The organism is Helicobacter felis ATCC 49179, assembly GCF_000200595.1.
Classification (GTDB): domain Bacteria; phylum Campylobacterota; class Campylobacteria; order Campylobacterales; family Helicobacteraceae; genus Helicobacter; species Helicobacter felis.
In genome coordinates, this window is sequence record NC_014810.2 from 568,189 (window position 1) to 593,830 (window position 25,642).

Genomic DNA, 25,642 nt, shown 5'->3' on the forward strand with positions numbered 1-25,642 from the left:
CAAGGCGGTGATACCTTATCAACCAAACAAGCCAAACGCTCTATTAGTAGTGGTTAGCTAAAATGCATTGCTGCACTTACACACCCACCCTACTACAAACATAGTGTCTTCATGCAGCTTCNGGAAAGCTATCTGGTTTGCCCTTTTCCCCTTTCGCTCGCCACTACTGAGGGAATCTCGTTGATTTCTTTTCCTCTAGCTACTGAGATGTTTCACTTCGCTAGGTTCGCTCTCTAAATAGAGTAACTTACATTGCTGCAAGTTGGGTTGCCCCATTCGGACATCTGCGCCTCAAAGCTTCTTGACAGCTCCACGCAGCTTATCGCAGTCTAGTGCGTCCTTCATCGCCTCTACTACCCAAGGCATCCACCATCTACTCTTAAATATCTTGTTTGTTTCAGTTAGCATATCCGCTAAACTGCCTTGATAAGATTTCTACCGCCTTATTGAGTATAATTCTTTGGCTTTGTAGTTTTTACCTTTACATAGGCTATTGACAATGAAACATCAAAAAACACTAAACTAAATGCTCGAGCTACAGGATTAACTGCAACCCCCATTTGCTTAGGCAAAAGCGCATTATATAGCTGTAAAGCTTAGGAGGGGCTTAAAGTTTTGGGAGTTTTGGGAGTTTAGAAAATGTGTCCATTTAGATTGGATATAATCTAAACAAAGGATACACAATGAAATTGAGTAATTTGGTTTTACAATCCCCAAAGTTGCGACAATCTTCAAGAGTTGAGATTTTGCAGCAAAGTTGCAGTTTTTCCTATCCCTTTATATCAGGCACTCAGTCGTGAATAAGACTTTTAGCACCATTGTTATTAGCTATGTTCTCTTGGCTTTGTTGGGTGCCTTTTTGTTGAGTTTGGAGCCAATGCGCACCAAAGCCATCCCTTTTTTAGATTTATTTTTTACCACTGCTTCATCGGTTTGTCTTACAGGTCTAATCACGGCCAATCCGGCCAGCGATTTTAGCATTTATGGACAAATAGTGATTTTGACTCTAATTCAGGCAGGAGGGTTTGGCTACATGGGTTTGGCTGGTCTCTTGTTCCTCTTTATTGGTAAAAAAGTGGATTTTAAGAACCGCATGTTGCTCAAAGAGTCTCTAGATTATCCCAACATGCAGGGCATTATCCGCTACCTCAAACAAATTTTATTTTTCACTCTCGCTATCGAGAGTGTGGGAGCTCTCATTTTAACCTTGCATTTTCTCTCACATATGCCATGGCATAGAGCGCTTTGGGCTGGGGTCTTTCATGCTGTTTCAGCTTTTAACAATGCCGGTTTTAGCATTTTTGAAAGCAATTTATCAGATTATCGGGACGATATTGTGGTCAATTTAACAATTTGCGCCCTCATTATCTTAGGAGGTCTTGGTTTTTTAGCGTTGCGCGAATGTTATAGCTACCGCCATAGTCCTCGTTTAAGTGTACACACCCGCATTGTGCTTATTGCTACAGTGGTTTGTCTTGTTGTGGGGGTAGCTGTATTGCTCATTTTTGAATGGGATAATCCCAAGAGTGTAGGGCACTTGGATTGGCCACATAAGATTTTGAGCACTTTTTTTATTTCTGTAAATTTGCGCACAGCGGGCTTTAATAGCATTGATATGGCGGGTCTACATGACCAAAGCTTATTCTTTTCTTCTCTATTAATGGTGATTGGAGCTGCTCCGGGAAGTACGGCTGGAGGCATCAAAATCACTACGGTTACGGTGCTTTTGTTTTATGCCTATTGCACTCTCAAGGATCGAGAGGTGGTGCTTTTCCAACGAACAATCCCCGCATCCATTGTTAAAAAGTCTTTTTTGATTGGAATTATTGCCACCTTTTATATTGTGTTCTCCGCCATGATTTTGAGTGCAACAGATGACACGCAAAACAAGCATTTTTTGCCCTTGTTATTTGAAATTTGCTCTGCATTTGGCACGGTGGGGGCGAGCACAGGAAATGGAGGTAATCTCTCTTTTGTGGCTACCTTTAGCAATTTTGGCAAACTTTATATTATTGTTCTTATGTTTATGGGGCGTGTTGGGGTCTTGGTTTTCAGTATGGCTTTGGTGCGTAAGGGTAAAAAAAGTAGTGTGCGTTATCCAGAAGAAGGAGTTGTTTTATGAAAACTTATGCCGTTTTGGGCTTGGGAAAATTTGGAGGGCATGTAGCGCATGGCTTGCTAGAAAATGGCGAGCAAGTGATTGCAGTAGATATTAATGAAGAAAGCACCAAGCCTTTTAAAGGAATTTGCGACAATCTTTTTATCATCGACACCACCGACATTAATGCCCTAAGGGATACCGGAATTGGATCGGTGGATACGGCGATTGTGAGTATTGGGCAGAATGTCGAAGCTTCGATCTTGAGCGTGATGGCACTTAAAGAGATCGGAGTGGGCGAAGTTATAGCCAAAGCCTCTACTCTCATCCATGGCAAGATTCTTTCTAAAATTGGCACCGATCGTGTAATTTATCCCGAACGCGATGCAGCTAAAAGATTGGTTAAAGGACTTTCTTTCAACCCAAATTTAGAGGTGATCGACATCACCAATAGCATGAAAATAGTGCGCTTAAATGTCGGACACGCCCATCATGACATAACCGCACAACATTTTTTAAGCTTCTTTAGAGCCGATCTAAAAATTGTCGCGCTAAAACGCGCTAACAAATGGGAATACAACGCGGATTTGGCATTAGTCCTGCAAGATGGGGATATTCTCCTGCTTTTTGGACATGCCAAGGAAGTCGAAAATTTTATGAGTAGCAAAGAGATACTTAAGTTTGATAAATGATGTTACCGAGCGTATCGTTCTGTTCTCTTTATCATTTTAATTTTATCTCTATTAACGAAACACAGTTTAGCTAGTGTTAGAGTAGCACCCAAGAATTCTAAAAGGGTTGCCATGAAAAACTTGCACGAAGTCTATGTTTATAGCGCGAAACGAAGCCCTATTGGGTCTTTTAATGGAAGTTTATCCAGTGTGCCAGCCACGACGCTAGGAAGTGTGGTGGGTGTGGAAGCACTCAAAGCGAGCGGGTTTGATTCTGGCTTGGTGGATACATGTATTGTAGGCAATGTGATTAGTGCGGGTTTGAAGCAGGCTCCTGCTAGGCAGGTCGCCCTGAACGCCCATTTGCCTAATTCTGTGGGTTGCTTTTTGATTAACGAGGCGTGTGGGTCTGGCTTGAGGGCGGTGATGTTGGGTGCGAGTGAAATCGCCTTAGGGCGATCTAGGGTGGCTTTAGTAGGAGGGATTGAAAACATGAGCCTAGCCCCTCATTTGTTGATGGGGAGTAGAGGGGGGTTTAAAATGGGCGATGCCAAATTAGAGGACAGCTTGTTTAAAGATGGTTTGCGCGATGCTTACCAATATGCCTTAATGGGGGATTTTGCCGAGGGGTGCGCTAAAAACCACCGCTTGAGCAGAGAAGAGCAGGATCATTTTGCTAAACATAGCTATGAAAAAGCTCTTGAGGCGATCAAGACTCAGGCTTTTGATTCTGAGATCGTGCCCATTAGCATTAAAAGCAAAAAAGGGGAGGAGCTAGTTAGCCTAGATGAAGAGCCCAGCAAAGTTAATTTTGAAAAAGGTTTAAAACTCAAGCCCGCCTTTGATAAAGAGGGCACGATCACCGCTTTTAATGCCAGCAAAATTAGCGATGGAGCGAGTATGTTGGTCATTGCTAGCAAGGAGCTAGCAAAAGACACCTCTACCAAACCCTTAGCTAAAATCCTAGATTACAACTCTTTCAGCCACGATCCCCATCTCTTCCCCACTGCGCCTGCTCCTGCTATTCAAAAGCTCTTAGAAAGAAACCACAAAAAAGTTAGCGATATTGATCTCTATGAAATCAGCGAGGCTTTTGCAGTGGTGGGACTCTTAACCCAAAGAGAATTGGAGCTTAAAGATACTCAAATCAATGTACATGGGGGAGCGATCGCGCTAGGGCACCCCATAGGAGCTAGTGGCGCGCGTATTCTCACCACCCTTGTACATGCCTTGCACAGACATGACAAACACTTAGGCGTGGCGTGTCTGTGTGTAGGCGGTGGCGAAGCAGTCGCAATGCTCATTGAGAGATTATAGAGGTAGGGATGCCTATGAACAAAGTAATTAGCAATATTGAAGAAGCCATTGCGGGCGTGCAAGATGGCATGACTATCATGTTTGGGGGTTTTGGGCTATGTGGTATTCCAGAGAACGCTATCTTAGCTCTAAGTAAAAGCGGGGTGAAAAATATCACCTGCATTTCTAATAACCCGGGTGTGGATGATTTTGGGCTGGGCTTGTTGGTGAAAAACAAGCAGATCAAAAAGATGATCGCTAGCTATGTGGGCGAAAATGCCACTTTTGAGCAACAATTTTTAGCAGGAGAAGTAGAAGTAGAGTTTAATCCACAAGGCACTTTAGCCGAACGCATTAGAGCAGGCGGGGCAGGGATTCCGGGCTTTTACACGCCTACAGGGGTGGGAACTATCATTGCGGAGGGCAAGGAGCATAAGGAATTTGAGGGGCGCACCTATATTTTAGAAACCGCGCTCAAAGCAGATTTTGCTTTTATCAAAGCCCACAAGGCAGATCCGTATGGCAATCTCATTTTCAATAAGACCGCAATGAATTTTAACCCCATGATGGCAAAAGCCGCACAAGTAACCGTTGTAGAAGTGGAGGAAATCGTAGAATTAGGCGCGCTCGATCCTAATTTTATCCATGTTCCCGGGGTGTTTGTGGATCGCATTTTCAAGGGGAGCTTTGAAAAACGCATCGAACAACTCACACTCAAAAAGGGAGAATAGCGATGGATTATAGCAATATGGGTTGGACTCGCCAGCAAATGGCACAAAAGGCAGTAGAGGATATTAAAGATGGGTATTCGATCAATTTGGGGATTGGCATTCCTACACTCGTAGCCGATTACATCCCCAAAAATATCAATGTCATGTTGCAAAGTGAAAATGGCATGCTGGGCATGGGGCCTTTTCCCACAAAAGAGCAAGTGGATGCGGATTTGATCAATGCAGGGAAGCAGACTATTACGCAGAGTGTGGGGGCGAGCTACTTTAGCTCGGCAGAGAGCTTTGCGATGATTCGTGGGCAACATATTGATTTAACGATTTTAGGCGCGATGGAGGTTTCAGCTCAGGGGGATTTGGCTAGCTGGATGGTGCCGGGCAAATTGGTTAAGGGCATGGGGGGGGCGATGGACTTAGTGGCGAGCGCAAAAAAAGTCATTGTGATCATGCAACACACCGATAAAAAGGGCAATTTAAAATTAGTCAAGGAATGTAGTCTGCCCCTCACAGGTCCTAAATGCGTTTCTAAAGTCATCACTAATTTAGGAGTTTTTGAAATCAAAGGGGGGAAATTCATCCCATTAGAATTGGCTGATGGGGTGAATACTGCGCCCTTGCCTTAAGAATTTATCACACATGAAAGGAGATACATGAAGTACTTGGTCAATTTAGACAATGGAGGCACTTTGACAGATATTTGCGTGGTGCGTGGCTCGGAGGTGCGTTACACCAAAACCCTGACAACACCCGTGGATTTGTCAGAATGCTTTTTTAAGGGTATTGCGCAGGCAAGCGAGGAAATTTATGGCGAGGACAGCTTGGCTAAGTTGTTGCACAACACCGATCTCATCCGCTACTCTTCAACTCAGGGAACGAATGCCTTAGTGGAGCGTAAGGGACCTAAATTAGGACTTATTACCGATAACGATCAGTTAGAAGCGAATCTAACAGCTACGAAAAACCAACGGGATTTGTTCAGTAGTTTGGTGGGCGATCGCCTCTTCTTGCTCAAACATCTTCGCGATGCCCAAAAAATGGAAGAAGAACTGGTCGCAGCGGTGAATACCCTCACCAACAAGGGCGCAGAGCGACTCGTGGTTGCTATTAAGGATCAAAATGAGGAAAAGTTTTTTAAACACTCTTTCTTATTGCAATTCCCTAGACATTTGCTAGGATCTGTGCCCGTGCTCTTCTCTTGGGAATTTACCCATGACACCAGCCGCACTAGACGCATTTGGTCGGCTCTGCTCAATAGCTTTCTACACCCCACTATGGAGCGTTTTTTATACTCTGCAGAGCATCGGCTACGCGCCCATAAGATCAAAAATCCCCTCTTGATTTATCGTAATGATGGCGCGTCTTCGCGGGTGGCTAAGTCCGTTGCTTTAAAAACCTACTCTTCAGGACCTCGCGGGGGAATTGAAGGCACAAAGGCTTTGGCTAAGGCCTATGGTTTTAACCATGTCTTGATGGTGGATGTGGGGGGCACTACCTCAGATGTGGGCGAAGTGGAAGCGCATAAAATCAAAACAGCAAGGAGGGGGTATGTTGAGGGAGTCCAAGTTTCCTTTGAGTTGAGCGATGTGAAGTCCTTTGGAGTTGGAGGAGGGTCAATCTGTCGTGTGGATGACAAGGGAGGGATTACAGTAGGACCAGACAGCGTAGGGGCAGCCCCCGGACCAGCCTGCTTTGGTTTTGGAGGCAAGGAAGTTACTATCACTGATGTGAATGTAGCTTTGGGCATCATCGACCCAGATACCTATTTGAATGGGCAACAAAAACTAGACAAGGAGCGCGCGATCCAAGTGATTAGCGAAAAAATCGCCAAGCCCTTAGGTGTGTCCTTTGAAAAAGCCCTTTTTGCCGTAGAGGAAGCCTATGGCGAGAAATTAGCCGAGTGTTTGAAACCCCAAGTGCAAGCCGATACAGTCTTGGCAGCCTTTGGAGGCGGGGGTCCTATGAATGCTTGTCAAGCAGCAAAAAAAGCAGGCATTAAAAGGGTGATTGTGCCCAAGCTTGCGGCGGTATTCTCAGCCTATGGGATTAGTTTCTCAGATGTAGCCAAGAGTTTTGAGATGGACATCACCGATCTTAAAAAACCTGAAGTGGAGAAAATCCAAGCCCAAATGCACGATCAGGCAAAACGCTACATGTTCCAAGAGGGTTATGCCTTTGAAGATTGTAAGAGTGAGTGGAAAGTCATTGTGGAAAATGCCGATGGCTCAGAGAGCCACACCACCACCCTAGAGGACACCGCCCAAATCAACAAGGATCAAAAGCGTATTTTAGCCTACCATGTGCGCTACGAACTCTCACATCCCAATTTGCGCGCGAGCGTCCCCAAGCACCACACCACGCCCAAAATTAGCGGTTCTAGGGAAGTTACCGATCAAAAGGGATCGCACTCCTACCCGGTGATCTATCTCGTGGAACAAAAAACGGGGGCTTACATGGAGGGACCTGCCATTGTAGAGGGACCTTTCTTCACCGCGCGGGTGCCTGAGGGTTGGAGTTTGCTAGTTACAGACAATGGCGATTTGATTTTAGACGATAAATCTTAAGGAGTAAAACATGCGTGTTCCCATGACTGAGTATTTGATGATTGATTTAGAAAGTGAGAGGTGGTTGTGCCGTATTTGTGGGCATGACTTTGGCGATGCAAGAGACACTTATAAAAAAGGCACACTCATTTACGATCGCAACCCTGAGGAGATTCACCCCCCCATTTTAGACCCTAAGCGCTACCAATACACCTTCTCCCCCGATCCCAAATTCTGTCGCATCTATGAATACTATTGCCCCACTTGCGGGACTCAGATTGAAACCGAGTATGTCCCTCCCCACTATCCCCCCACCATTGACATGCTTTGGGATATTGATGATCTTAAAAGGCGTTGGCAAGAAATTGGGCAAAACCCTGAAACTAGCGTGCATTATGGACCGGGTGAAAACGCCCAAGCGGATTTGCGCGCCAAGTTTGATAAGAAGTAAGGAGCTTGCATGAAACGCATTTCTGTAGATATTGGCGGGACTTTCACGGATTGCTTCTTTGCATGGAATGGGACTTATATTGAATCTAAATCTCTCACCACCCATCATAATTTGTCCTTAGGCTTTAATGCGGCTTTGGATAACGCTTGCAAAATGGCAGGACTCACTAGAGAGCAAGTGCTCAAAGAAGTAGATAGTGTGCGTTATGCCACCACTTTAGGCACAAACGCTCTCATTGAGGGCAAGGGTCCTAGAGTGGGCGCGATTGTTACGCATGGTTTTGAGGACACCATCCACTTATCAAGGGGTAAGGGCTATGGCGAGGGGCTAGATGTTACAGAACAGGGCAATATGCCCAATGCCCAACGCCCCGACCCGATCGTGCCACGCCGCATGGTGCGCTCGGTTAAAGAGCGTGTGGATAGCGTGGGGGAAATTTTAGTCCCCTTACAAAAAGAGGATGTCAGAAAGCAAGTGCGCGATTTGGTGGATAATGGCGCGCAAGCTATTGTAGTTGCGCTCACCAACGCCACAGAGAATCCTAGCCATGAGCAACTTGTGCTAGAGACTATCCTAGAGGAATACCCCGCGCACGAACTGGGCGCGATTCCGGTGATTTTAAGTTCGCAAGTTTCTGGGCGTAAGGGGGAATATGTGCGCGCCAACACGACCATCATTGACGCGTTTTTGTATGAAATCATGTTCCATGCCCTAAGCCAACTGAGCTCCAACCTGCGCGATAGTGGCTATGACAAACCCATGTTGGTGATTCATAACAGCGGGGGGATGGCACAGAGTAACTCCACAGACAGCCTACAAACTATCCACTCCGGACCTGTAAGCGGAGTGAGCGCGTCCCAACACCTCTCAGAAACTACCGATATTGGGAATGTGGTCTGTATGGACATGGGTGGGACCTCCTTTGATATTGGGATTTTGCCCAAAGGCGGGGTCAAACACTACGACTTCCAGCCCGTCATCTGCCGTTGGCTTGTAACTCTGCCTATGATCCACTTAAACACTTTGGGTGCGGGAGGCGGATCGATTGCCACCTACGATCGCATCCACCAAGCGGTCAAAATCGGACCTGAGAGCGCGGGTTCTGATCCCGGGCCTGCTTGTTACGATCGTGGCGGACTAAATCCTACGGTTACGGATGCGGACTTGCTTTTAGGCTATCTCGATCCAGATAACTATGCTAATGGGGTGATCCCCCTCAACCCCAAACGCTCTAAGGCTATGATTGAAGACAATCTTTGCGATCCTCTTGATTTGGATGTTATTGAGGTCGCTAAGGTAATTAAACGCACTGTAGATGAGCAAATGGCAATCGGGATTGAGATGGAGCTTAGGAAAAATGGGGGGAATGTGGATGAATTTACTATGGTCGCTTATGGAGGCAATGGACCTTTACATGCTTGTGGCATTGCCCACCACGCAGGTATCCAAAAAATCCTATTCCCTCCTTTTGCTTCTGTGTTCTCAGCATTAGGAGCGGGCAATATGAAACCCCTACACATCCATGAGCGCAGTGGTTATATCGTGCTTTACGAGCCCATTGAACGCAAACTCTTTGATGAGTATGAGCGCATGAACGAATACATTGAGGAATTGGAGCGTAAGGGCAAAGAGGACTTAAAACGGCAGGGCTACGATATTTCAGGCGTGCAACACCGCTTGGAGATGGACATGCGCTATGGCAACCAGCGTGTTACCACTTCTGTAGTGCTCGACATCAACCGCTTTAACCATGTAGGCGATGTTTTACGCGCTATCCGTACTTTCTCAGATGTCTATGCCAAGCGTTATGGCAAGGGGGTAGAGGCTCCTGAGGCAGGCGTGCGCGTGCAGACCGTGCGCGTGGCGACTTTTATTAATACTGATGTGGTGCATTTTAAAGAACTCTATACCACACACAAGCGCACCACTCCCCCTGCTAAAAGCCACCGCAAAGTGCATTTCGTAGATGAAAAAGACCCCATCCAGACCCCTATCTATGATGAAAGCGTGCTCACCGCTGAGTATGTGATCCACGGACCTGCCATTGTAACCACAAAGAGCACGACCTATTTGGTCGAAAAGAACTGGCGTATCGAGCCCACCCCACAAGGGGCAGTTTGGTTGCTAAAAGATAATGTCAATGCAAAATAAGGAGAATCCCATGCCAAATAAAAATCAAGGAACACATGTCCATGCCCACAACCACCCGCACGCGCACAACCACCACCATGCGGTTGGCAAAAGCGATAAAAAGGAATTGAGCGCAGAAGAGCAAGCTTGGGTCGATGATTTCATGAACGAGACCACGCTCTTTTTAGGACCAGATCCTGAAATTATGCGCCACCACTCCATCGCCAAGCGCACCCCCCTAGAAGATGAAGTGCTTAAAAAAGGAGCTAACCCCTTGCTTTACGATCGTATCCGCAGGCGTTTGAGCGGATCGCTGGATGAAGCCTTTGAAATGTGCGAGAGCATGGGGGCAGCCCCGGGAGCAAAGTGGGCGGATTTGTCCGTAGCGGTCTATACGGCTAGTGGGGATGTGTGCTACATGTCCAATCGCGGGGTGATTGCCTTTGCTGCCGTGTTGCACCACCCGATTCGCTACATCATGAAGTATTGGAAAGATGAACCCACTGTGGGCATCCATCCGGGCGATGGTTTTTTCCATAATGATGCGCGCTTTGGATGCGTGCATAATACCGATCAATCCATGCTCACTCCCGTGATTCGCAATGGGGAGATTATCGCATGGGTGGGCGCGACCATCCATGAGGGCGAAAATGGCGCGTGTGAGCCCGGAGGCATGCCCTCAGGTTCTGAAACCCCCTTTGATGATGGCTTGCGCGGGAGTCCGATGAAAATTGTGGAGCGGGGTAAATTACGCCGCGACTTGCTAACTTTCTTGCAGCACTCCACGCGCGATCCAAAGCTCATGCTCGCAGATATTAAGGTCAAAATGGGAGCAGTGCGCCGCGTGATGGACATTGTGGATCGCATGATCGATGAATACGGCATCGATGCTTTTGTGGGGGCGATTCGCATGACTGTGGAGGATGTGGAAAATGAAGTGCGCCGCCGTATTGCTGCCATGCCTGATGGCGTGGTTACTGTGCAGCAGTTTGTCGATTCCACACTCAAAGAAAATATCCTCATTAAATTTGCTTGTAAAATCACGGTTAAGGGCGACCACATGACTGTGGATTTAAGGGGCTCGGGCAAAGAGATCATTAACCGCGCTATCAATTCGCCCTTAGCCTCAACTAAGGCGTTCTTTGCCCAAGCGATTTTAAACCACTGGTGGCCTGATCTGCCCCGCTCCACCGGCGCGCTCTCTCCCATTGAAATCATCTCTGATGAGGGCACTTGGGGGGATTGTTCTTATGACGCACCCAATGGGCAGAACTTACAAGCCTCTTTCCGCGCCTTTAGTGCCTTACAGATCGCTTATGCCAAATTGCAATTTTCCATGCACACCAAATACGCTAATGTGCTTGCCCCTTGGTTTAACCAAATCAACGACTTTTTATGGGGCGGAGAAACCCAGCATGGCGAACAAGTGGGCAATCTTTGCGCAGATCTCAATGGCATGGGTGGGGGAGCAAAAGCCTTTAGGGACGGCGAGGATGCGGTTGCACCTCTCTTCTGTGCAATGGCAGACATCGGCGAACAGGAAGTGATGGAAGAGGAAGTGCCCTTTTTGCAACTTGTGAGTAAGCGCGTGGTGCGCGACAATCAGGGCTTTGGCAAGTTTAGAGGGGGCATGGGCTATGAAATGATCGTAGCAGCGCGCAACACGCCCGAATGGGGCTTTATGACCGTTACATCGGGAGCAAAGTTCTCCAGTGTGCCCGGACTCTTTGGGGGTTATGGGTGTGCGACTTACCCTCTAGCGATGGTCAAGGGAATTAATATTTTTGAGATCATTAAAAAGAATCCCGAAGAGTTTGACCTCTCTATGGAGCGTGTGATGAATGAACGCCCCTTTAAAGGCGGGGTTTACACAACCTACCATATGGGCTTGCAATTTGACCGTTCCCAAGAAGGCGAGTTGTATATGATCTCTCAAGGTTGTGGGGGCGGTTATGGGGATGTGCTCGAGCGCGACCCTGAGATGGTGATGGAGGATTTGCAAATAGGGCGCATTTCTGAGCATGTCGCCTCTAATATTTATAAAGTGGTGTGGGATAAGGAAACCTTTGTGGTGGATGTAGAAGCCACTGCTAAATTGCGTGCCAATGAGCGCAAAGCCCGCTTAAAAAGGGGTCTGCCCTATGATGAATTTGTCAAAAAACATGTCAAGGACGAACCGCCTAAAGACCTTTACTACTATGGCTCTTGGGGTGAGAAAAACCCCGAGGAGTTGATCGCCACCGTGTGGGATCACCACGGACCCAAACGCGTGAAGGGCAAACTTAAAGACATCCCCCTAGTGGTGATGCCCAACCGCCATGTGGTTAAAATTGCCCAGCTTGAAAAACGGGTTGAAGAGCTAGAAATCAAATACGAGGGGGGGGTTAGACCTAAGTTGGTTTAGTCTTTGTTGCCAAGCTTTAAGCTTGGCTAGTTTCTAATTTTAAGGAATGCTTTATCACTTCAATTGCCCTTAGGCATGCCCACCGCATACAAGAAGGGGGGATCGGGCGTTTAGCCAAGCAGACTAGCTAAATTTACATGGTAATACCCAAAAAACCCCAAGAGTTTTTAGAGTGTAAAAGATGCAAATAAGGATATTTCTGCGGATTCAAAAGTCTATGACGCAATAAAAAAGATAGCGGATACACATGCCAGAGATTTAAAAAAACAGGTCGATGTTAGAATGACAGAAATGAAAAGTGATGATAATTCACATTATTTAATTTACAGAGTTTTAGGCATATCAGACAAGGAGGGAAATTTAATCGATCTATACCAAAACAAAGGGCGGTTTTTATACAAGCATGCCGGAGCGTTCTTAGAAGAAGCTACTTTTGCATGCTTTAAGCACAAATACAATGAGGCTGAAAAGATGAAAATTGCCAACACGCTTGGTGCAAGGCCAAAAACCTTTGAGATCGATTGTCTTGTTAATAAGGATGCCCAATGAAATTAAATGGAGAGACGCGACCACAGATGGCGATCATATCACCAAAGAACACACGCGTGTCAAGGCGATTAAGCAGAAAGGTTACAAACCAATTAGGGTGATGTTTTACTATCCTCAAAGAGCGCAGGCAAAAAAATCCAAGAAACGCTTGAAACTTTATATTTAGGGGTTGGTGGCAAGTATTATTATGGAGATTTAGCATGGGACTACATTCAGGACTATACGGGCATCAATCTGATGGAAATCTTAGAAAAAATCGCCACAACAAGAAGGTAGAAATGTTGTACAGGGGCGACTGTTTACAGATAATGCAAGGGTTCGGCCCTGATTCTATAGACATGATCTATTTAGACCCTCCTTTTTACAGCCAAAAACGACAAAAATTAGTAGATTCTCAGGGAAAAGAATATGTTTTTGCAGATTTATGGGAATCCAAAGAAACCTATCTTAGCTATATGGAGGCCCGTTTACAAGAAATGCATCGTTTGTTGAAAGCAAGCGGTAATCTTTTTTGCCACTGCGACACCTCCGCATCCCACTACTTGAAAGTTTTGCTAGATAAAATATTTGGAGAAAACAATTTTAGGAGTGAAATTATTTGGACATATAAGAGGTGGTCCAATGCGCAAAAAGGGCTGATTCCCAACCACCAAACGATTTTTTTTATTCTAAAACAGATCATTACAAATTCAACACGCTTTTTAAGGATTACTCCCCGACAACCAACATCGATCAAATTTTACAGCAAAGAGAGCGTAATGCAAAGGGAAAGTGTCGCTATAAAAGAAATACTGAGGGTGCGATTGTTATGGCTAAAGAAAAAAGAGGTGTGCCTCTCTCAGATGTATGGGAAATCCCTTTTCTCAATCCTAAAGCCAAAGAAAGGGTTGGATACCCCACCCAAAAACCTATTGAGCTCTTAGAGCGTCTTATTCAAATTAGCACCGATGAAAACGATATTATCTTAGACCCTTTTTGTGGCAGTGGAACGACATTGGTAAGCGCAAAATTGTTACACAGAGAATACATCGGCATAGATATTAGCCAAGAAGCGATCCATTTGACACAACAGCGTTTGGATAAACCCTGCAAAACACATTCTCGTTTATTAAAGGTCGGTGTAGATGCCTATAAAACAAAGAACGACCACGACCTAGCAATTCTTGATCAATTCGATTGCACCATTGTGCAAAGAAATAAAGGCATAGACGCATTGCTTAAAAAGCATTATTTAGGCGCGCCTGTTGCTTTGAAAATCAAAAAGCAAGAGGAGTCGATTGCAGAAGCTATCCATTTACTCGATGCAGCAGCCAAAAAAAGGCGTTGCAGTTTTACGATTTTGATAGTGGATGGTTTGCTGACAAGAGAAACCGTGCCAGACAACATGATCATCATTAAAAACACAATGTGGAGGCTCACCTGTAGATAATTGTACAAAAAGATTTTGCAAATAGAATATAGAAGATCCTATTTGCGCTTGTACGAGATATGTGTTTTGAATACCGATCTAATACTTTAAGCCCCCCTTAAGCTTTAAAATCCTATAATCGCGTTTTGCCAAAGTTAAGGCTGTTGAAAAAGCTAAAACTTCATACGCAACGATCTTTGACATTTAAGCAAGAGAGTCTTGTAGCCAAAATTTGTTTTTTGATTTTTGTTTTTGGCTAAAGAACTCTAGTTATTGACACAACTTGTCTATACAGAGTAATCTTGTGTGCTTGTAGAGAAATCTATGAGCACAGAGCCAGTTTAGGATTTAAACTTTATGGAGAGTTTGATCCTGGCTCAGAGTGAACGCTGGCGGCGTGCCTAATACATGCAAGTCGAACGATGAAGCCTAGCTTGCTAGGCGGATTAGTGGCGCACGGGTGAGTAACGCATAGATGACATGCCCTTTAGTTTGGGATAGCCACTAGAAATGGTGATTAATACCAAATACTACCCTACGGGGGAAAGATTTATCGCTAAAGGATTGGTCTATGTCCTATCAGCTTGTTGGTGAGGTAAAGGCTCACCAAGGCTATGACGGGTATCCGGCCTGAGAGGGTGAACGGACACACTGGAACTGAGACACGGTCCAGACTCCTACGGGAGGCAGCAGTAGGGAATATTGCTCAATGGGCGCAAGCCTGAAGCAGCAACGCCGCGTGGAGGATGAAGGTTTTAGGATTGTAAACTCCTTTTGTCAGAGAAGATAATGACGGTATCTGACGAATAAGCACCGGCTAACTCCGTGCCAGCAGCCGCGGTAATACGGAGGGTGCAAGCGTTACTCGGAATCACTGGGCGTAAAGAGTGCGTAGGCGGGGTTGTAAGTCAGATGTGAAATCCTATGGCTTAACCATAGAACTGCATTTGAAACTACAACTCTGGAGTGTGGGAGAGGTAGGTGGAATTCTTGGTGTAGGGGTAAAATCCGTAGAGATCAAGAGGAATACTCATTGCGAAGGCGACCTGCTGGAACAATACTGACGCTGATTGCACGAAAGCGTGGGGAGCAAACAGGATTAGATACCCTGGTAGTCCACGCCCTAAACGATGGATGCTAGTTGTTGGGGGGCTTTGTCCTCCCAGTAATGCAGCTAACGCCTTAAGCATCCCGCCTGGGGAGTACGGTCGCAAGATTAAAACTCAAAGGAATAGACGGGGACCCGCACAAGCGGTGGAGCATGTGGTTTAATTCGAAGATACACGAAGAACCTTACCTAGGCTTGACATTGAAGGAATCTGCTAGAAATAGTGGAGTGTCTAGCTTGCTAGACCCTGAAAACAGGTGCTGCACGGCTGTCGTCAGCTCGTGTCGTGAGATGTTGGGTTAAGTCCCGCAACGAGCGCAACCCTCTTTCTTAGTTGCTAACAGGTAGTGCTGAGCTCTCTAAGAATACTGCCTGCGTAAGCAGGAGGAAGGTGAGGACGACGTCAAGTCATCATGGCCCTTACGCCTAGGGCTACACACGTGCTACAATGGGGTGTACAAAGAGATGCAATGCCGCGAGGTTGAGCCAATCTTAAAAACATCTCTCAGTTCGGATTGCAGGCTGCAACTCGCCTGCATGAAGCTGGAATCGCTAGTAATCGCAAATCAGCCATGTTGCGGTGAATACGTTCCCGGGTCTTGTACTCACCGCCCGTCACACCATGGGAGTTGTGTTTGCCTTAAGTCAGGATGCTAAGGTAGCTACTGCCCACGGCACACACAGCGACTGGGGTGAAGTCGTAACAAGGTAACCGTAGGTGAACCTGCGGTTGGATCACCTCCTTTCTTAGAGAAACCCTTTAAGACTTCGTTGTCTTAAGGCAGGCTCAAGGCTCTCTTGCTTAGGTGTTAAGGGTTTGTTTAAAATTTCCATCGTTAAAATTTGAAGCTTGTTAAGACTCATTTAATTTTTTGGTGTACCATCCCCTTTTTATCAATATAGGATTTCTCGATGGGGCATTTTTTCAAAATTTTGGTCTTTTTGGGCCTTTTAGCAGTTATGCTGGATGCCAAAGAGGGAGCGCAGGATTACAAGAGCCAGTTTGCCAACGCCCCTAAATGGGTGGTTGGGGATTTAGATGCCGTGCCATTTAAAGGTTACAAAAGATGGGGGCTAGGCGTGGGTGAGGCTAAAATCGTGAATGGAGATGTCTCGACTGCCCTCAAAATCGCCCTGATGAAAGCGCAACAGCAGATTACAAGAAATTTATTTCATGGCATTAAAATGTCTCTTGACGACGGCAAACACATTTTTTGTTGCCCTAATTACTGGAGCACGATCTTCATAGGAGTGCAGTTGGCGCGCCAAACTGTGATACGAGATAACAGAGGCAATATAATAGGGATGGGCGACATGACAGCAACAAAAACAGCCATCTTAGAACGAGATGTATATGACCACATCGCTGTCAATACAGAAAAGTTAGCCACATGGACTAATGATAAAAAGGTTTGGGTTTTAGCCGGGATTAAGCAAGACAAACTCCGTCAAATCTGCGCGTATTTTGACCCTAAGAGCCAAACAATCGCGTGCCAAATAGAACAAGGACTGATCAAAACCAAGTGAGGGCAATCTCAGATAACTACAATTTTTTTAGGGAAACTTTTTAAGGGTTTTTGCGCTCTCACAACTCAAGACTCTCTTGCTTGGGTCACTCAATCTTCTTTTATTCATATTTTCATCCATCCATACACGCCACCAAAGTAACGACAAGGTGGACTTATAGATGCGATTGCGTAGAGCGTGGTATAATTAGAATTTTGCGTAAGGAGAATAGATTGAAACGGACCTATTTAGTAAGCGCGTTGATGTTAGGAACTTTTTCAGCATGCAGTGTTTATCAAAGCGCAGACGCTCTACCGGATTTCAAAGAGAGGGATCGCCACACCAAAGAAATAAAACGCGAACGACAGAACACGCCACAAGATCGCAAAGAAGTGCAACCCACACCCCCCTCTCAAACTGAAGAAAAAAAACAAGATGAAGTTTCAGAGGTCTCTCACGCCGGAGACGCTAAACTTGAAAACACGCTTAAAGAACTCAGCGCGCTTGTCGTTGCTAACACCAAAAAAATGGACGCTTTAGACAAGCAACTTACAAATCCACAATCCAAGCAAGACACCTCTTTGCCTAAGGAAAACATTGAATGGGAAAATGTGCAAGTGGAGGATATCCCGGATAATAAAGTAATGGTGGTGAAATCGAATCATTTCTTAGTGGGCTATGGAGTCAGCGGAGGAGATGTGGATTTTTCTAACGAAACTAGTGCCAAAGAGAGCGCTTATTTTAATGCCCGCAGGATGCTCTCCTCTCTGATATACCGGAAGTTTATTTGGAATTTGGATCGCAGACACCTCAAATCTGAGCATCTTAAAAGTATTTTGCTATTTACGATTGATAAGGCAATCAATAGCGCAGACATTTACAAAGAAAATATGTACATAGCTTTGCCCGCCTACCATAAGTTTGTATCCCTCTTTATCGTAGATGCACGGGTTTTAACCCGCGTTAAAAGACTTGTGCAAGCGCAATACACCTTCACAAAATCCCAACGCCAAGTCATCGATCAGGTCATTTTGGACATGCAAAATGAAGACGCAACCTATTGATTGCGCCCTTATAAAGAACACTAAAACTACCCCTTAGCTTAAACTAACCTAATTTGAGCCTTATTTTGGCACACCCATGTGACCAAATAAGGTTTAATATGCCTTTTTAGGCACATTTTTCTTCCATTAAGACCAAAAAAGGGCGGAAAAACGACCTTTAAAAATTTTTTTGTGGCCAAATGTGGCCAAAATAAACCTTATTTTAACCTCAGTACAACCCCCTAAACAACGCACTTCAGGCCACTTTTTCACATTTTCACGCCCCCTACTACTACGACTATAGTCAATAAATAGTGCAAACGCCCATAAATCGTTTTTAATTGTGCTTAAAACAATTCTATATGCTAAATAGAGGCAAGGATTGTTTTGCTAATATAGCCATAAAAAATTCCAAAATAACAACCTTTTAATTTGAAGGAGTCGCATGCAAACAATAACAAAGGGAATTTTATTAACACTCACAGGAATATCCCTTGTGCTTTCAAGTTGCGCTAAAGACACTGGATCAACAGCTACAAATAGCCAAAAAAAGCGCGCAATCGCGGATAAAAAAATCAAAGATTCCACCTCCCTAAACTTTAATTATTCCATCGATATTGCACAAGAGGAGCCTAATAACCACACCATCGCTATTTTAGACCCACACATTCAAGCAGATGAAAATGTCCAGCCCTATATCCAGAAATTCCAAAACGCCTTGATTAAACAAGTCCAAGAGATTTATCAAAAAAAGGGTTACAACATCATACGCCTAGCATCGGCGCAAAATCTAACACCAGAGCAAAAGAATAACATCTACACTATTTTAAAAATCAGGGGATGGGTAGGCATACTAGAAGATGCCGACATCAACACAGAGCATCCGGAAGATACAAATATGAAAAGCACGGTGGATCAAAGCGCTGGAGCGGTTTTGTTCAAATTCTTTGAGCCAAAAACCGGAAGGACCACTCATAACTTTGCTATCAATGTGGGCGCAGAACAAGCCATCACACACCCCCACCTATCTTATTTCCAACAAGCTAATTCTGATAGTTTTGCTGGCGCAAACTCTATTAGTCGTGGCGCAACAAGCTTGGATAGCTTTGATGAAGCAAGTTTAGATAGCCGCAACCATACAGACAGCAACCATGACAATGCCATCCACACAATTCTCAATCAAGTCTATGGAGTGGTGATCAAAAAGCTGATTGATTGGGTTGAAGGTGCTGACTTAAAGCAATACAGAAGAGCCATTGATCAAATTAGAAAATAGCTTTGCTGCAAGGTTGTTAAATATTGGAGGTAGGGCAAAGCATAACCACAGCGATAGCACAACCCATATCATGTGTGATGCTCAAATGCAGGCTTTGTAAACGAAAAAAAACCATTTTGCTTGGGATAAGAGAAATGAGGGGGGCACCTTTGATATTTTTACTAAGACAGATATCTAAAAAGCCTAACTGCGTGCCTATGCCCACGCCTAAAGCTTTAGAGCAAGCCTCTTTAGCTGCCCACGCCCCGGCCAGGCTAGCAGGCTTAACAAAAAGAGTTTGCTCGTAAGGAGAGAGGAAACGATCTAGAAAATGCTGCTGGTAACGATCGAGTGCCTTAGAAATACGCTCTATAGAAATTAAATCAATCCCAATCACTGAATCACAAAATCTGTAAAGAAGACATTTTTGACAAAACCATCGATCAAAAAGCTATTGATATTGCTACGAATTTCTTCTTTGAGCCTGTTTTTGCCTTTTAAGGTGGTGATCTCTTCTACAGACTTCGAGGAAAGAATCTCAATAATGGTATCTTTAATCGCTGTCTCTTTAACTTTAACCTCTTCAAGCAATTTAGCATCATTGAGCTCAAGAGACACACTAGCTTTTAAATAACGCCGTCCATTCTGACTAATCAGGTTCACCACAAAAGCTCCGGTGAGGGGGTAGAGTGGCCCCAAAGACAGATAATCTGAAGAGCGCACCATCAAGGAGCCTTCATCGGTATTATTATTCATTTGTGCGTTGCGCATTTGTTGTGCAGCTGCTCCGCCACTCTTGGGCGCATTCCCATTGGGTTCAGCATTTTTGCTCATAAACAAAAACACAATCACACCCACTAAAATGAGCATCACCAACACCGCCCCCATCACAACAAACAACATGGCCTTACTCTTTTTAGGAGCTTTTGCTTCTTCTGGCATTTAGAGTCCTTTTTATGATTTAGAATAATAACTTAAGCTAGTGCGCCCAAATTTGCTCTGTTTGATTATACTAAAGCTTACTAGATTTCTAGGCATGATCTCTTGACTTTGGTGTTCAAAGATAATCACGCTGGAGGGGGGTATTTGCACATTTTCTAGGCAAACAAAGCAAGCTTGCAAAGGCATGTTAAAAGGAGGGTCTAAATAGAGAATTATCTGTGCCGCGCTCAAAGAATGGAGGTATTGTGGCAATAGCTTCAAGCTATCTCCCTGAATGGCTTGCGCTTTTAAGGGCTGTTTCAATCTCTTTTGGAAAAGGCGGATGTTTTCTTGCAAAAGAGTAAAAACCTCCCTGTCTTGCTCAAAAAACAACGCCTCTTGTGCCCCACAACTTAAGGCCTCTAACCCCACACTCCCGCTCCCTCCAAACACTTCTACAAAGGCACTTGTGGCAATAATGGGGCGCAAGACATTCAATAATGAGGCGCGCACCACTGCTTTGGTAGGGCGGGTGGTTTGTCTGGAGGGCATGTGCAAAGCTAATCCCTTGCACGCCCCGCTTAAAATGCGCAAAACCGGTAAAGAAGGCTGAGACATTAGGGGCGATACTCTTGAATTAAATCCAAGAGCTTACGAGTGTATTCGCTCAACAAGCCTTGCACTTTGCTCTCTAGGCTCTCCGCTTGGACTTTTTGACTATAGAGTTCTTGTAAACCTTCTAAGAGACTTTCACGCGTGAAGGGCACGCCAATGTGAAAATCATCTCCTGAACCAATAAGATAAGTTGTTTTTACAGGTTTATCCACCCTATGATCGCTCAAAATGAAATCGCAATTTTCTGGCGTGCTCAAAAAATCTTGCAAATAAGATTCTAATACATGCGTTAAAAGCAAAGAGTGGCAATCTAGGGCTATTTTCATCTTTCTTCTTTTGCGCGCATTCTGTGCTATTATTAGCACATCTTGAGTTTGAAAACGCTTACCTTAAGGGAATCTGTGCAAAAGTACATCCGCAATTTTTCTATCATTGCCCACATCGATCATGGCAAAAGCACTTTAGCCGATTGTTTGATTCAGGCTTGCAAGGGTTTAGACGCGCGCGAGATGACTCACCAAGTCCTAGACACCATGGACATTGAAAAAGAGCGCGGGATCACTATCAAAGCCCAGTCTGTGCGTTTGAATTACCGCTTTGAGGGGGTAGATTACATTTTAAATCTCATCGATACCCCCGGGCATGTGGATTTTAGCTATGAGGTGTCGCGCTCTTTGCACGCTTGTGAGGGGGCGTTATTGGTGGTGGACGCCACTCAGGGTGTGGAGGCGCAGACAATAGCTAATGTCTATATCGCGATGGACAACCACCTAGAGATTTTACCCGTGCTCAATAAGATCGACCTACCCAATGCCGATGTGGACGCGATCAAACAAGACATTGAGGACACCATCGCGCTGGATTGCTCAGAGGCTTCTTGTGTGAGTGCCAAAAACGCACTAGGCATCACTGAACTATTAGAAAAAATCATCACCCAAATTCCCCCCCCAAAAGGCGATCCAACCGCCTCGCCCAAAGCCCTCATTTACGACTCTTGGTTTGATAATTATCTAGGTGCGTTGGCTTTGGTGCGTTTGAAAGAGGGACGCTTAGAAGTGGGTCAAGAGGTCTTAGTGATGGGGAGTCAAAAACGCCATAGTGTCTTAGGACTCTACTACCCCCACCCTCTGCACAGAATCGAAACCCGCACTTTGGAATGTGGTGAGATTGGCATCATTGCCTTGGGGTCTAAAAACTTGACAGACATTGCCGTAGGCGACACCATCACAGACGCGCATACCCCCACCGCGCAAGCTATCGAGGGCTTTATTCCAGCCAAGCCTTTCGTCTTTGCCGGGCTTTACCCCATTGAGAGCGATCAATTTGAAGCCCTAAGAGATGCGCTACTTAAACTCCAGCTTAACGATGCTGCCCTGCAGTTTGAACCTGAGAGTAGCGTAGCCTTAGGTTTTGGTTTTCGGGTGGGGTTTTTGGGGCTTTTGCACATGGAGGTGATCAAAGAACGCCTAGAGAGAGAGTTTAAACTAGATTTGATCGCCACTGCACCCACCGTTGTATACGAAGTGCATTTGCAAAATGGGCAGGTGCTCATGGTGCAAAACCCTAGCGAATTGCCTCCTGAGGGGAGTATTGCCCGCATTAAAGAGCCCTTTGTGCGTGCGAGCATCATCACCCCTAGCGAGTATTTGGGTAATTTGATCAGTTTGCTCAACAAAAGACGCGGAGTGCAAGAGAAAATGGAATACCTAAATCAAAACCGCGTGTTGTTGACTTATGCGATCCCTAGTAATGAAATTGTGATGGATTTTTACGACAAGCTTAAATCTTGCACCAAGGGCTATGCGAGTTTTGATTATGAACCTATTGATTACCAAGAGGGAGATTTAGTCAAGCTAGATATCCGCGTGGCTTCTGAGGTGGTGGACGCGCTAAGTATTATTGTGGATCGCTCTAAGGCCTATGAAAAGGGCAAGGCGTTGGTAGAGAGTATGAAAACCTTGATCCCCCGTCAGCTCTTTGAGGTCGCCATTCAAGCTAGCATTGGTAATAAGATCATTGCGCGCGAAACCGTGAAGTCTGTAGGCAAGAATGTTACGGCGAAATGCTACGGGGGGGACATCACCCGTAAGCGCAAACTGCTAGAAAAACAAAAAGAGGGCAAAAAACGCATGAAAGCCATTGGTAAGGTGCATTTGCCCCAAGAGGCGTTTTTGGCGATTTTGAAGGTAGATTAGAGAAGTTAGAGACCTTATTTAAGGGGGTGTGCGTGGGACAATCTAAAAAAGACATGGATGTTTACGAACTCAAAAGGTATTTGATCCTGCAGAGAGCGGGTTGTTTGGCTTGGATGGCTGATCACGCCTATAAAAACTTCGGCTGGGTTACCTTAACACCCTTTCACCAAGCTCAAGGCTCACATTTAGCTTGGGAGAAGATCGCAGAAGATCAAGATCGCTATGTCTTGGAAGGGGCAGAGGAATTAGAATGGTTGCAAGAATACCCCTACAGAGCCTATTACTTTTTTGGAGGCATTAGTAGAGAGAGACAGGCTGTCCAGCAGGAGATTATTTTTGAAAATAGTCTAGAAGTGATCGATTTTTTGATCGATCTCTATAAGCCCTATGCCCATCTTGATCCAAAATTCTCTCAATATGAGATGATGGCCCATCTAGCCTTGTTAAATACAGAAGAAGAAAAAGATTTTGATAAGCGTTTGCATGAAGAGGCGTTGCAAGCATGGTCTTTCTCCCTTGAGATCGAGATTGAGAAAATTTGTAATCAAACTAATTCTCAGGTAAAAATTCCCCTCAAATCTTTGCGCCTTTTCCCCAAAGCTCTCTCTCCTGCTCTAGAAAAATACCGCTGGGGCGATACTTATATCTTCCAAACCACCTACACGCCTCTATCTAATTTGCCTAAATTTGACCCTAAACTTTTAAACACGCTTTTATCAGGAGCTATCAAGACACTTCAAAAAGATTTGGCGGGCATAATAGATGGCTTTGTACGCCCAGAGCGAAAGCCTAAATTCAGGCGCAAGGTGCGCAAACAGCTCGCTAAACTCTGTTTGAAAAAATACCATGGCGTGCTCACCCCTGAGCGCATGGTAGATTATAAACTTGATCAGCCCAAAGAAGATAGCTATTTAAAAAAATACCACTTTACACTACAAGGACAAGATCACTACTACATAGAGCAACTTTTATGGATATGGATCGCTCAACGCTTGTTGGAAATTTTTAACGGGTCTTTGGAAACAAGGGCTATTTGCGATCAATTACTAGCCCGTCTAGACCCCAAACAAGCCCAAGATTTTGAGGGAGCTTTTTATCATGACTATCGCTCCCTAAAAGGTCCTATTTCATGGGCGCTCATAGACCAGTTAAATTTGCCTCTTGCCCTCTTTAAAGAAGACAAGCGTGTTGTGATTGCGCCCAATCCCGATTTTAAACCCCATGTGTTTTTAAGCGAACAACCCAATAATAGAGAGGCTGTGCGCTTTCTTTTAAGTTTTTCAACACGTAGTCAAAAAGAAAGAGAGGAAATATTAAGCACTTTGGGTGATCTCATCCCCACCTACACGCCCCCCACACCGCGCGCCCCCTCAAAATTCCCCCTCTTGAGCACAGATTTGCAGGAGGATTTTATATTGCACTGTTTGCATCTGATAGATGCAAACATGGAGGCTTTATTTTTTGATGATAGAGAGGCTTTTATACGGACGATTTTAGGAGCACAGGATCAATTTCTTAAAGAAAAGACTAACTTGGAGATCGAAGATCAAAGTCAATTTCTCACGGAAAAAACAGCCTTAGCAGAAGGGTTTGCTAAGTGGTATGCCAAAACTATAGGTATAGATATAGAGATGGAGGCTTTGTTTTTTGATGATAGAGAGGCTTTTATTAGAAAATTTCTCCAAGCACAACACTTATTCCTTAAAGAAAATGCGCAGGATGAGGTGCTCACATCTCTTGCTCCAAAAACCCCTCCTCTTGCTCCTAAAACCTCTCAAGCTTCCCATGAAAAATACTCTCCCAAAGCCATCAAGGCGTATTTAGATCAATTTGTGATTGGACAAGAGCAGGCCAAAAAACAAATGAGTTTAGTTTTTAGCGATCACTACAAACGCATACGGGGGCAATCTAGTTTAGAAAAAGCTAACGCCATCTGTATTGGACCTTCTGGCAGTGGAAAAACTTTTTTAATCGAGATGGCGACTAAATATCTAGACCTTCCTTATTGCATTGCTAATGCCGCTTCTTTCACACCTACTGGTTATATTGGCAATGAAACTAATCAAATGTTTGCTACGCTTTATAGCAGTGCAGACAAAGATATCCAAAAAGCCCAAAAGGGGGTGTTGGTTCTAGATGAGATTGATAAATTAGGACAGGGGAGTTGGCATGATAAAGAATGGCGACAAGGGGTGCAAAACGAGCTTTTAAAAGTAATTGAAAAGGGGATTGTTTCTTTTGACTATGGAGGCCGAGCTAGTGGAGAAACTATCACTCTGCAAACCGATCACATGCTCTTTATTGTCTTAGGGCATTTTGAAAAGTTGTGGAAAGATAATAGCTCATCTGAAAAACTCCCCCAATTTAGCAATGAGGATTTGATCGAATGCGGGATGAAGCGCGAGTTTTTGCGCCGTTTTTCTGTGCGTGTGGTCTTTGAAGCTGTGGATATAGAGATGCTTACAGAACTTTTGGATCGCCGTTTAAAACCTTTCCAAGAAGAGTTTAGGGCTGAAGGAAGTGTTTTGGAATTTAGTCAAGAAGCTAAACACTTGTTGGTCAAAAACGCGCTTAAGGAAGGGGTTGGCATGAGTGGACTGGATCAAAAACTCCATGAAGTGCTTATGCCCCTACGCTTTGATTTAGAAAATTATTATGGTTTAAGATGCCTCATTGATTTTGATCATTTAGGGGGTGTAAAAGTGATGCTGAGTGAGTTGTGAG

At 44.9% G+C, this 25,642-nt stretch carries 19 protein-coding genes, 1 rRNA gene, 2 pseudogenes and 1 other annotated feature; of the genes and pseudogenes, 18 read left to right on the forward strand and 4 right to left on the reverse strand.

Translation table 11 applies throughout. The features are described 5' to 3' along the window. Positions 1 to 44: 44 nt before the first annotated feature. Positions 45 to 353 (reverse strand) — a sequence feature (23S ribosomal RNA rRNA prediction is too short). A 443-nt stretch (positions 354 to 796) separates the two neighbouring features. The 16 genes and pseudogenes from HFELIS_RS02895 (at position 797) to HFELIS_RS02965 (ending at position 19,208) form a co-directional block, all read left to right on the forward strand. Next, on the forward strand, positions 797 to 2,122 hold the full coding sequence (locus HFELIS_RS02895) for a TrkH family potassium uptake protein (RefSeq protein WP_013469038.1): 1,326 nt from the start codon (positions 797 to 799) through the stop codon (positions 2,120 to 2,122). Continuing rightward, positions 2,119 to 2,790, forward strand: coding sequence for a potassium channel family protein (locus HFELIS_RS02900; RefSeq protein ID WP_013469039.1), 672 nt, complete (start codon positions 2,119 to 2,121; stop codon positions 2,788 to 2,790). The genes HFELIS_RS02895 and HFELIS_RS02900 overlap by 4 nt, the downstream gene beginning before the upstream one ends. A gap of 111 nt (positions 2,791 to 2,901) precedes the next feature. Further along, positions 2,902 to 4,086, forward strand: a complete 1,185-nt coding sequence (locus HFELIS_RS02905) for a thiolase family protein (protein ID WP_013469040.1) — start codon at positions 2,902 to 2,904, stop codon at positions 4,084 to 4,086. 14 nt (positions 4,087 to 4,100) lie between these two features. Then, a complete protein-coding gene (locus HFELIS_RS02910) occupies positions 4,101 to 4,796 on the forward strand; it encodes a CoA transferase subunit A (protein ID WP_041302741.1) in 696 nt (231 codons plus the stop codon). A 2-nt stretch (positions 4,797 to 4,798) separates the two neighbouring features. Beyond that, a complete protein-coding gene (locus tag HFELIS_RS02915) occupies positions 4,799 to 5,416 on the forward strand; it encodes a 3-oxoacid CoA-transferase subunit B (protein ID WP_013469042.1) in 618 nt (205 codons plus the stop codon). 27 nt (positions 5,417 to 5,443) lie between these two features. Next, positions 5,444 to 7,354, forward strand: coding sequence for a hydantoinase/oxoprolinase family protein (locus tag HFELIS_RS02920; RefSeq protein ID WP_013469043.1), 1,911 nt, complete (start codon positions 5,444 to 5,446; stop codon positions 7,352 to 7,354). Positions 7,355 to 7,364: 10 nt separating this feature from the next. Next, a complete protein-coding gene (locus tag HFELIS_RS02925; RefSeq protein ID WP_013469044.1) occupies positions 7,365 to 7,784 on the forward strand; it encodes an acetone carboxylase subunit gamma in 420 nt (139 codons plus the stop codon). 9 nt (positions 7,785 to 7,793) lie between these two features. Next, positions 7,794 to 9,935, forward strand: a complete 2,142-nt coding sequence (locus HFELIS_RS02930) for a hydantoinase/oxoprolinase family protein (RefSeq protein ID WP_013469045.1) — start codon at positions 7,794 to 7,796, stop codon at positions 9,933 to 9,935. Positions 9,936 to 9,945: 10 nt separating this feature from the next. Next, a complete protein-coding gene (locus tag HFELIS_RS02935) occupies positions 9,946 to 12,318 on the forward strand; it encodes a hydantoinase B/oxoprolinase family protein (RefSeq protein WP_013469046.1) in 2,373 nt (790 codons plus the stop codon). Between the two features lie 225 nt (positions 12,319 to 12,543). After that, positions 12,544 to 12,867, forward strand: coding sequence for an ApaLI family restriction endonuclease (locus tag HFELIS_RS09200; protein ID WP_269446227.1), 324 nt, complete (start codon positions 12,544 to 12,546; stop codon positions 12,865 to 12,867). Continuing rightward, positions 12,857 to 13,143 (forward strand): annotated as a pseudogene (locus HFELIS_RS09585) (ApaLI family restriction endonuclease). Before HFELIS_RS09200 ends, HFELIS_RS09585 begins: the two are co-directional and overlap by 11 nt. A gap of 62 nt (positions 13,144 to 13,205) precedes the next feature. Then, positions 13,206 to 14,296 (forward strand): annotated as a pseudogene (locus HFELIS_RS09215) (DNA methyltransferase). Positions 14,297 to 14,629: 333 nt separating this feature from the next. Continuing rightward, positions 14,630 to 16,129: ribosomal RNA gene (locus HFELIS_RS02950) — 16S ribosomal RNA — on the forward strand. A 166-nt stretch (positions 16,130 to 16,295) separates the two neighbouring features. Further along, positions 16,296 to 16,910: a hypothetical protein gene (locus HFELIS_RS02955; RefSeq protein ID WP_013469050.1), complete on the forward strand. Its 615-nt coding sequence runs from the start codon at positions 16,296 to 16,298 to the stop codon at positions 16,908 to 16,910. A 212-nt stretch (positions 16,911 to 17,122) separates the two neighbouring features. Then, positions 17,123 to 17,953 (forward strand): hypothetical protein, encoded by an 831-nt coding sequence (locus tag HFELIS_RS09300; protein ID WP_013469051.1) that lies wholly within the window; start codon positions 17,123 to 17,125, stop codon positions 17,951 to 17,953. A gap of 424 nt (positions 17,954 to 18,377) precedes the next feature. After that, positions 18,378 to 19,208, forward strand: a complete 831-nt coding sequence (locus HFELIS_RS02965) for an HpaA family protein (protein ID WP_013469052.1) — start codon at positions 18,378 to 18,380, stop codon at positions 19,206 to 19,208. Positions 19,209 to 19,224: 16 nt separating this feature from the next. On the opposite strand, the gene acpS is transcribed toward HFELIS_RS02965, so the two are convergent. Genes acpS through HFELIS_RS02985 form a run of 4 tightly spaced genes read right to left on the reverse strand, consistent with a single transcriptional unit; the run spans position 19,225 to position 21,049 of the window. Then, complete coding sequence (gene acpS, locus HFELIS_RS02970; protein ID WP_013469053.1) at positions 19,225 to 19,584, reverse strand: holo-ACP synthase; 360 nt, start codon at positions 19,582 to 19,584, stop codon at positions 19,225 to 19,227. Further along, positions 19,581 to 20,129: a flagellar basal body-associated protein FliL gene (fliL, locus tag HFELIS_RS02975; RefSeq protein ID WP_013469054.1), complete on the reverse strand. Its 549-nt coding sequence runs from the start codon at positions 20,127 to 20,129 to the stop codon at positions 19,581 to 19,583. Before fliL ends, acpS begins: the two co-directional genes overlap by 4 nt. A 12-nt stretch (positions 20,130 to 20,141) precedes the next feature. Continuing rightward, positions 20,142 to 20,726: a 16S rRNA (guanine(966)-N(2))-methyltransferase RsmD gene (gene rsmD, locus HFELIS_RS02980; protein WP_013469055.1), complete on the reverse strand. Its 585-nt coding sequence runs from the start codon at positions 20,724 to 20,726 to the stop codon at positions 20,142 to 20,144. After that, complete coding sequence (locus tag HFELIS_RS02985) at positions 20,726 to 21,049, reverse strand: hypothetical protein (RefSeq protein ID WP_013469056.1); 324 nt, start codon at positions 21,047 to 21,049, stop codon at positions 20,726 to 20,728. The genes rsmD and HFELIS_RS02985 overlap by 1 nt, the downstream gene beginning before the upstream one ends. 75 nt (positions 21,050 to 21,124) lie before the next feature. On the opposite strand from HFELIS_RS02985, the gene lepA reads away from it, so the two are divergent. Then, positions 21,125 to 22,918 carry a translation elongation factor 4 gene (gene lepA / locus HFELIS_RS02990; RefSeq protein WP_013469057.1) on the forward strand — a complete coding sequence of 598 codons (1,794 nt, stop codon included), beginning with the start codon at positions 21,125 to 21,127 and terminating at the stop codon, positions 22,916 to 22,918. A 32-nt stretch (positions 22,919 to 22,950) separates the two neighbouring features. Then, positions 22,951 to 25,641, forward strand: a complete 2,691-nt coding sequence (locus HFELIS_RS02995; protein ID WP_013469058.1) for an AAA family ATPase — start codon at positions 22,951 to 22,953, stop codon at positions 25,639 to 25,641. The last annotated feature ends 1 nt before the right edge of the window (position 25,642 follow it).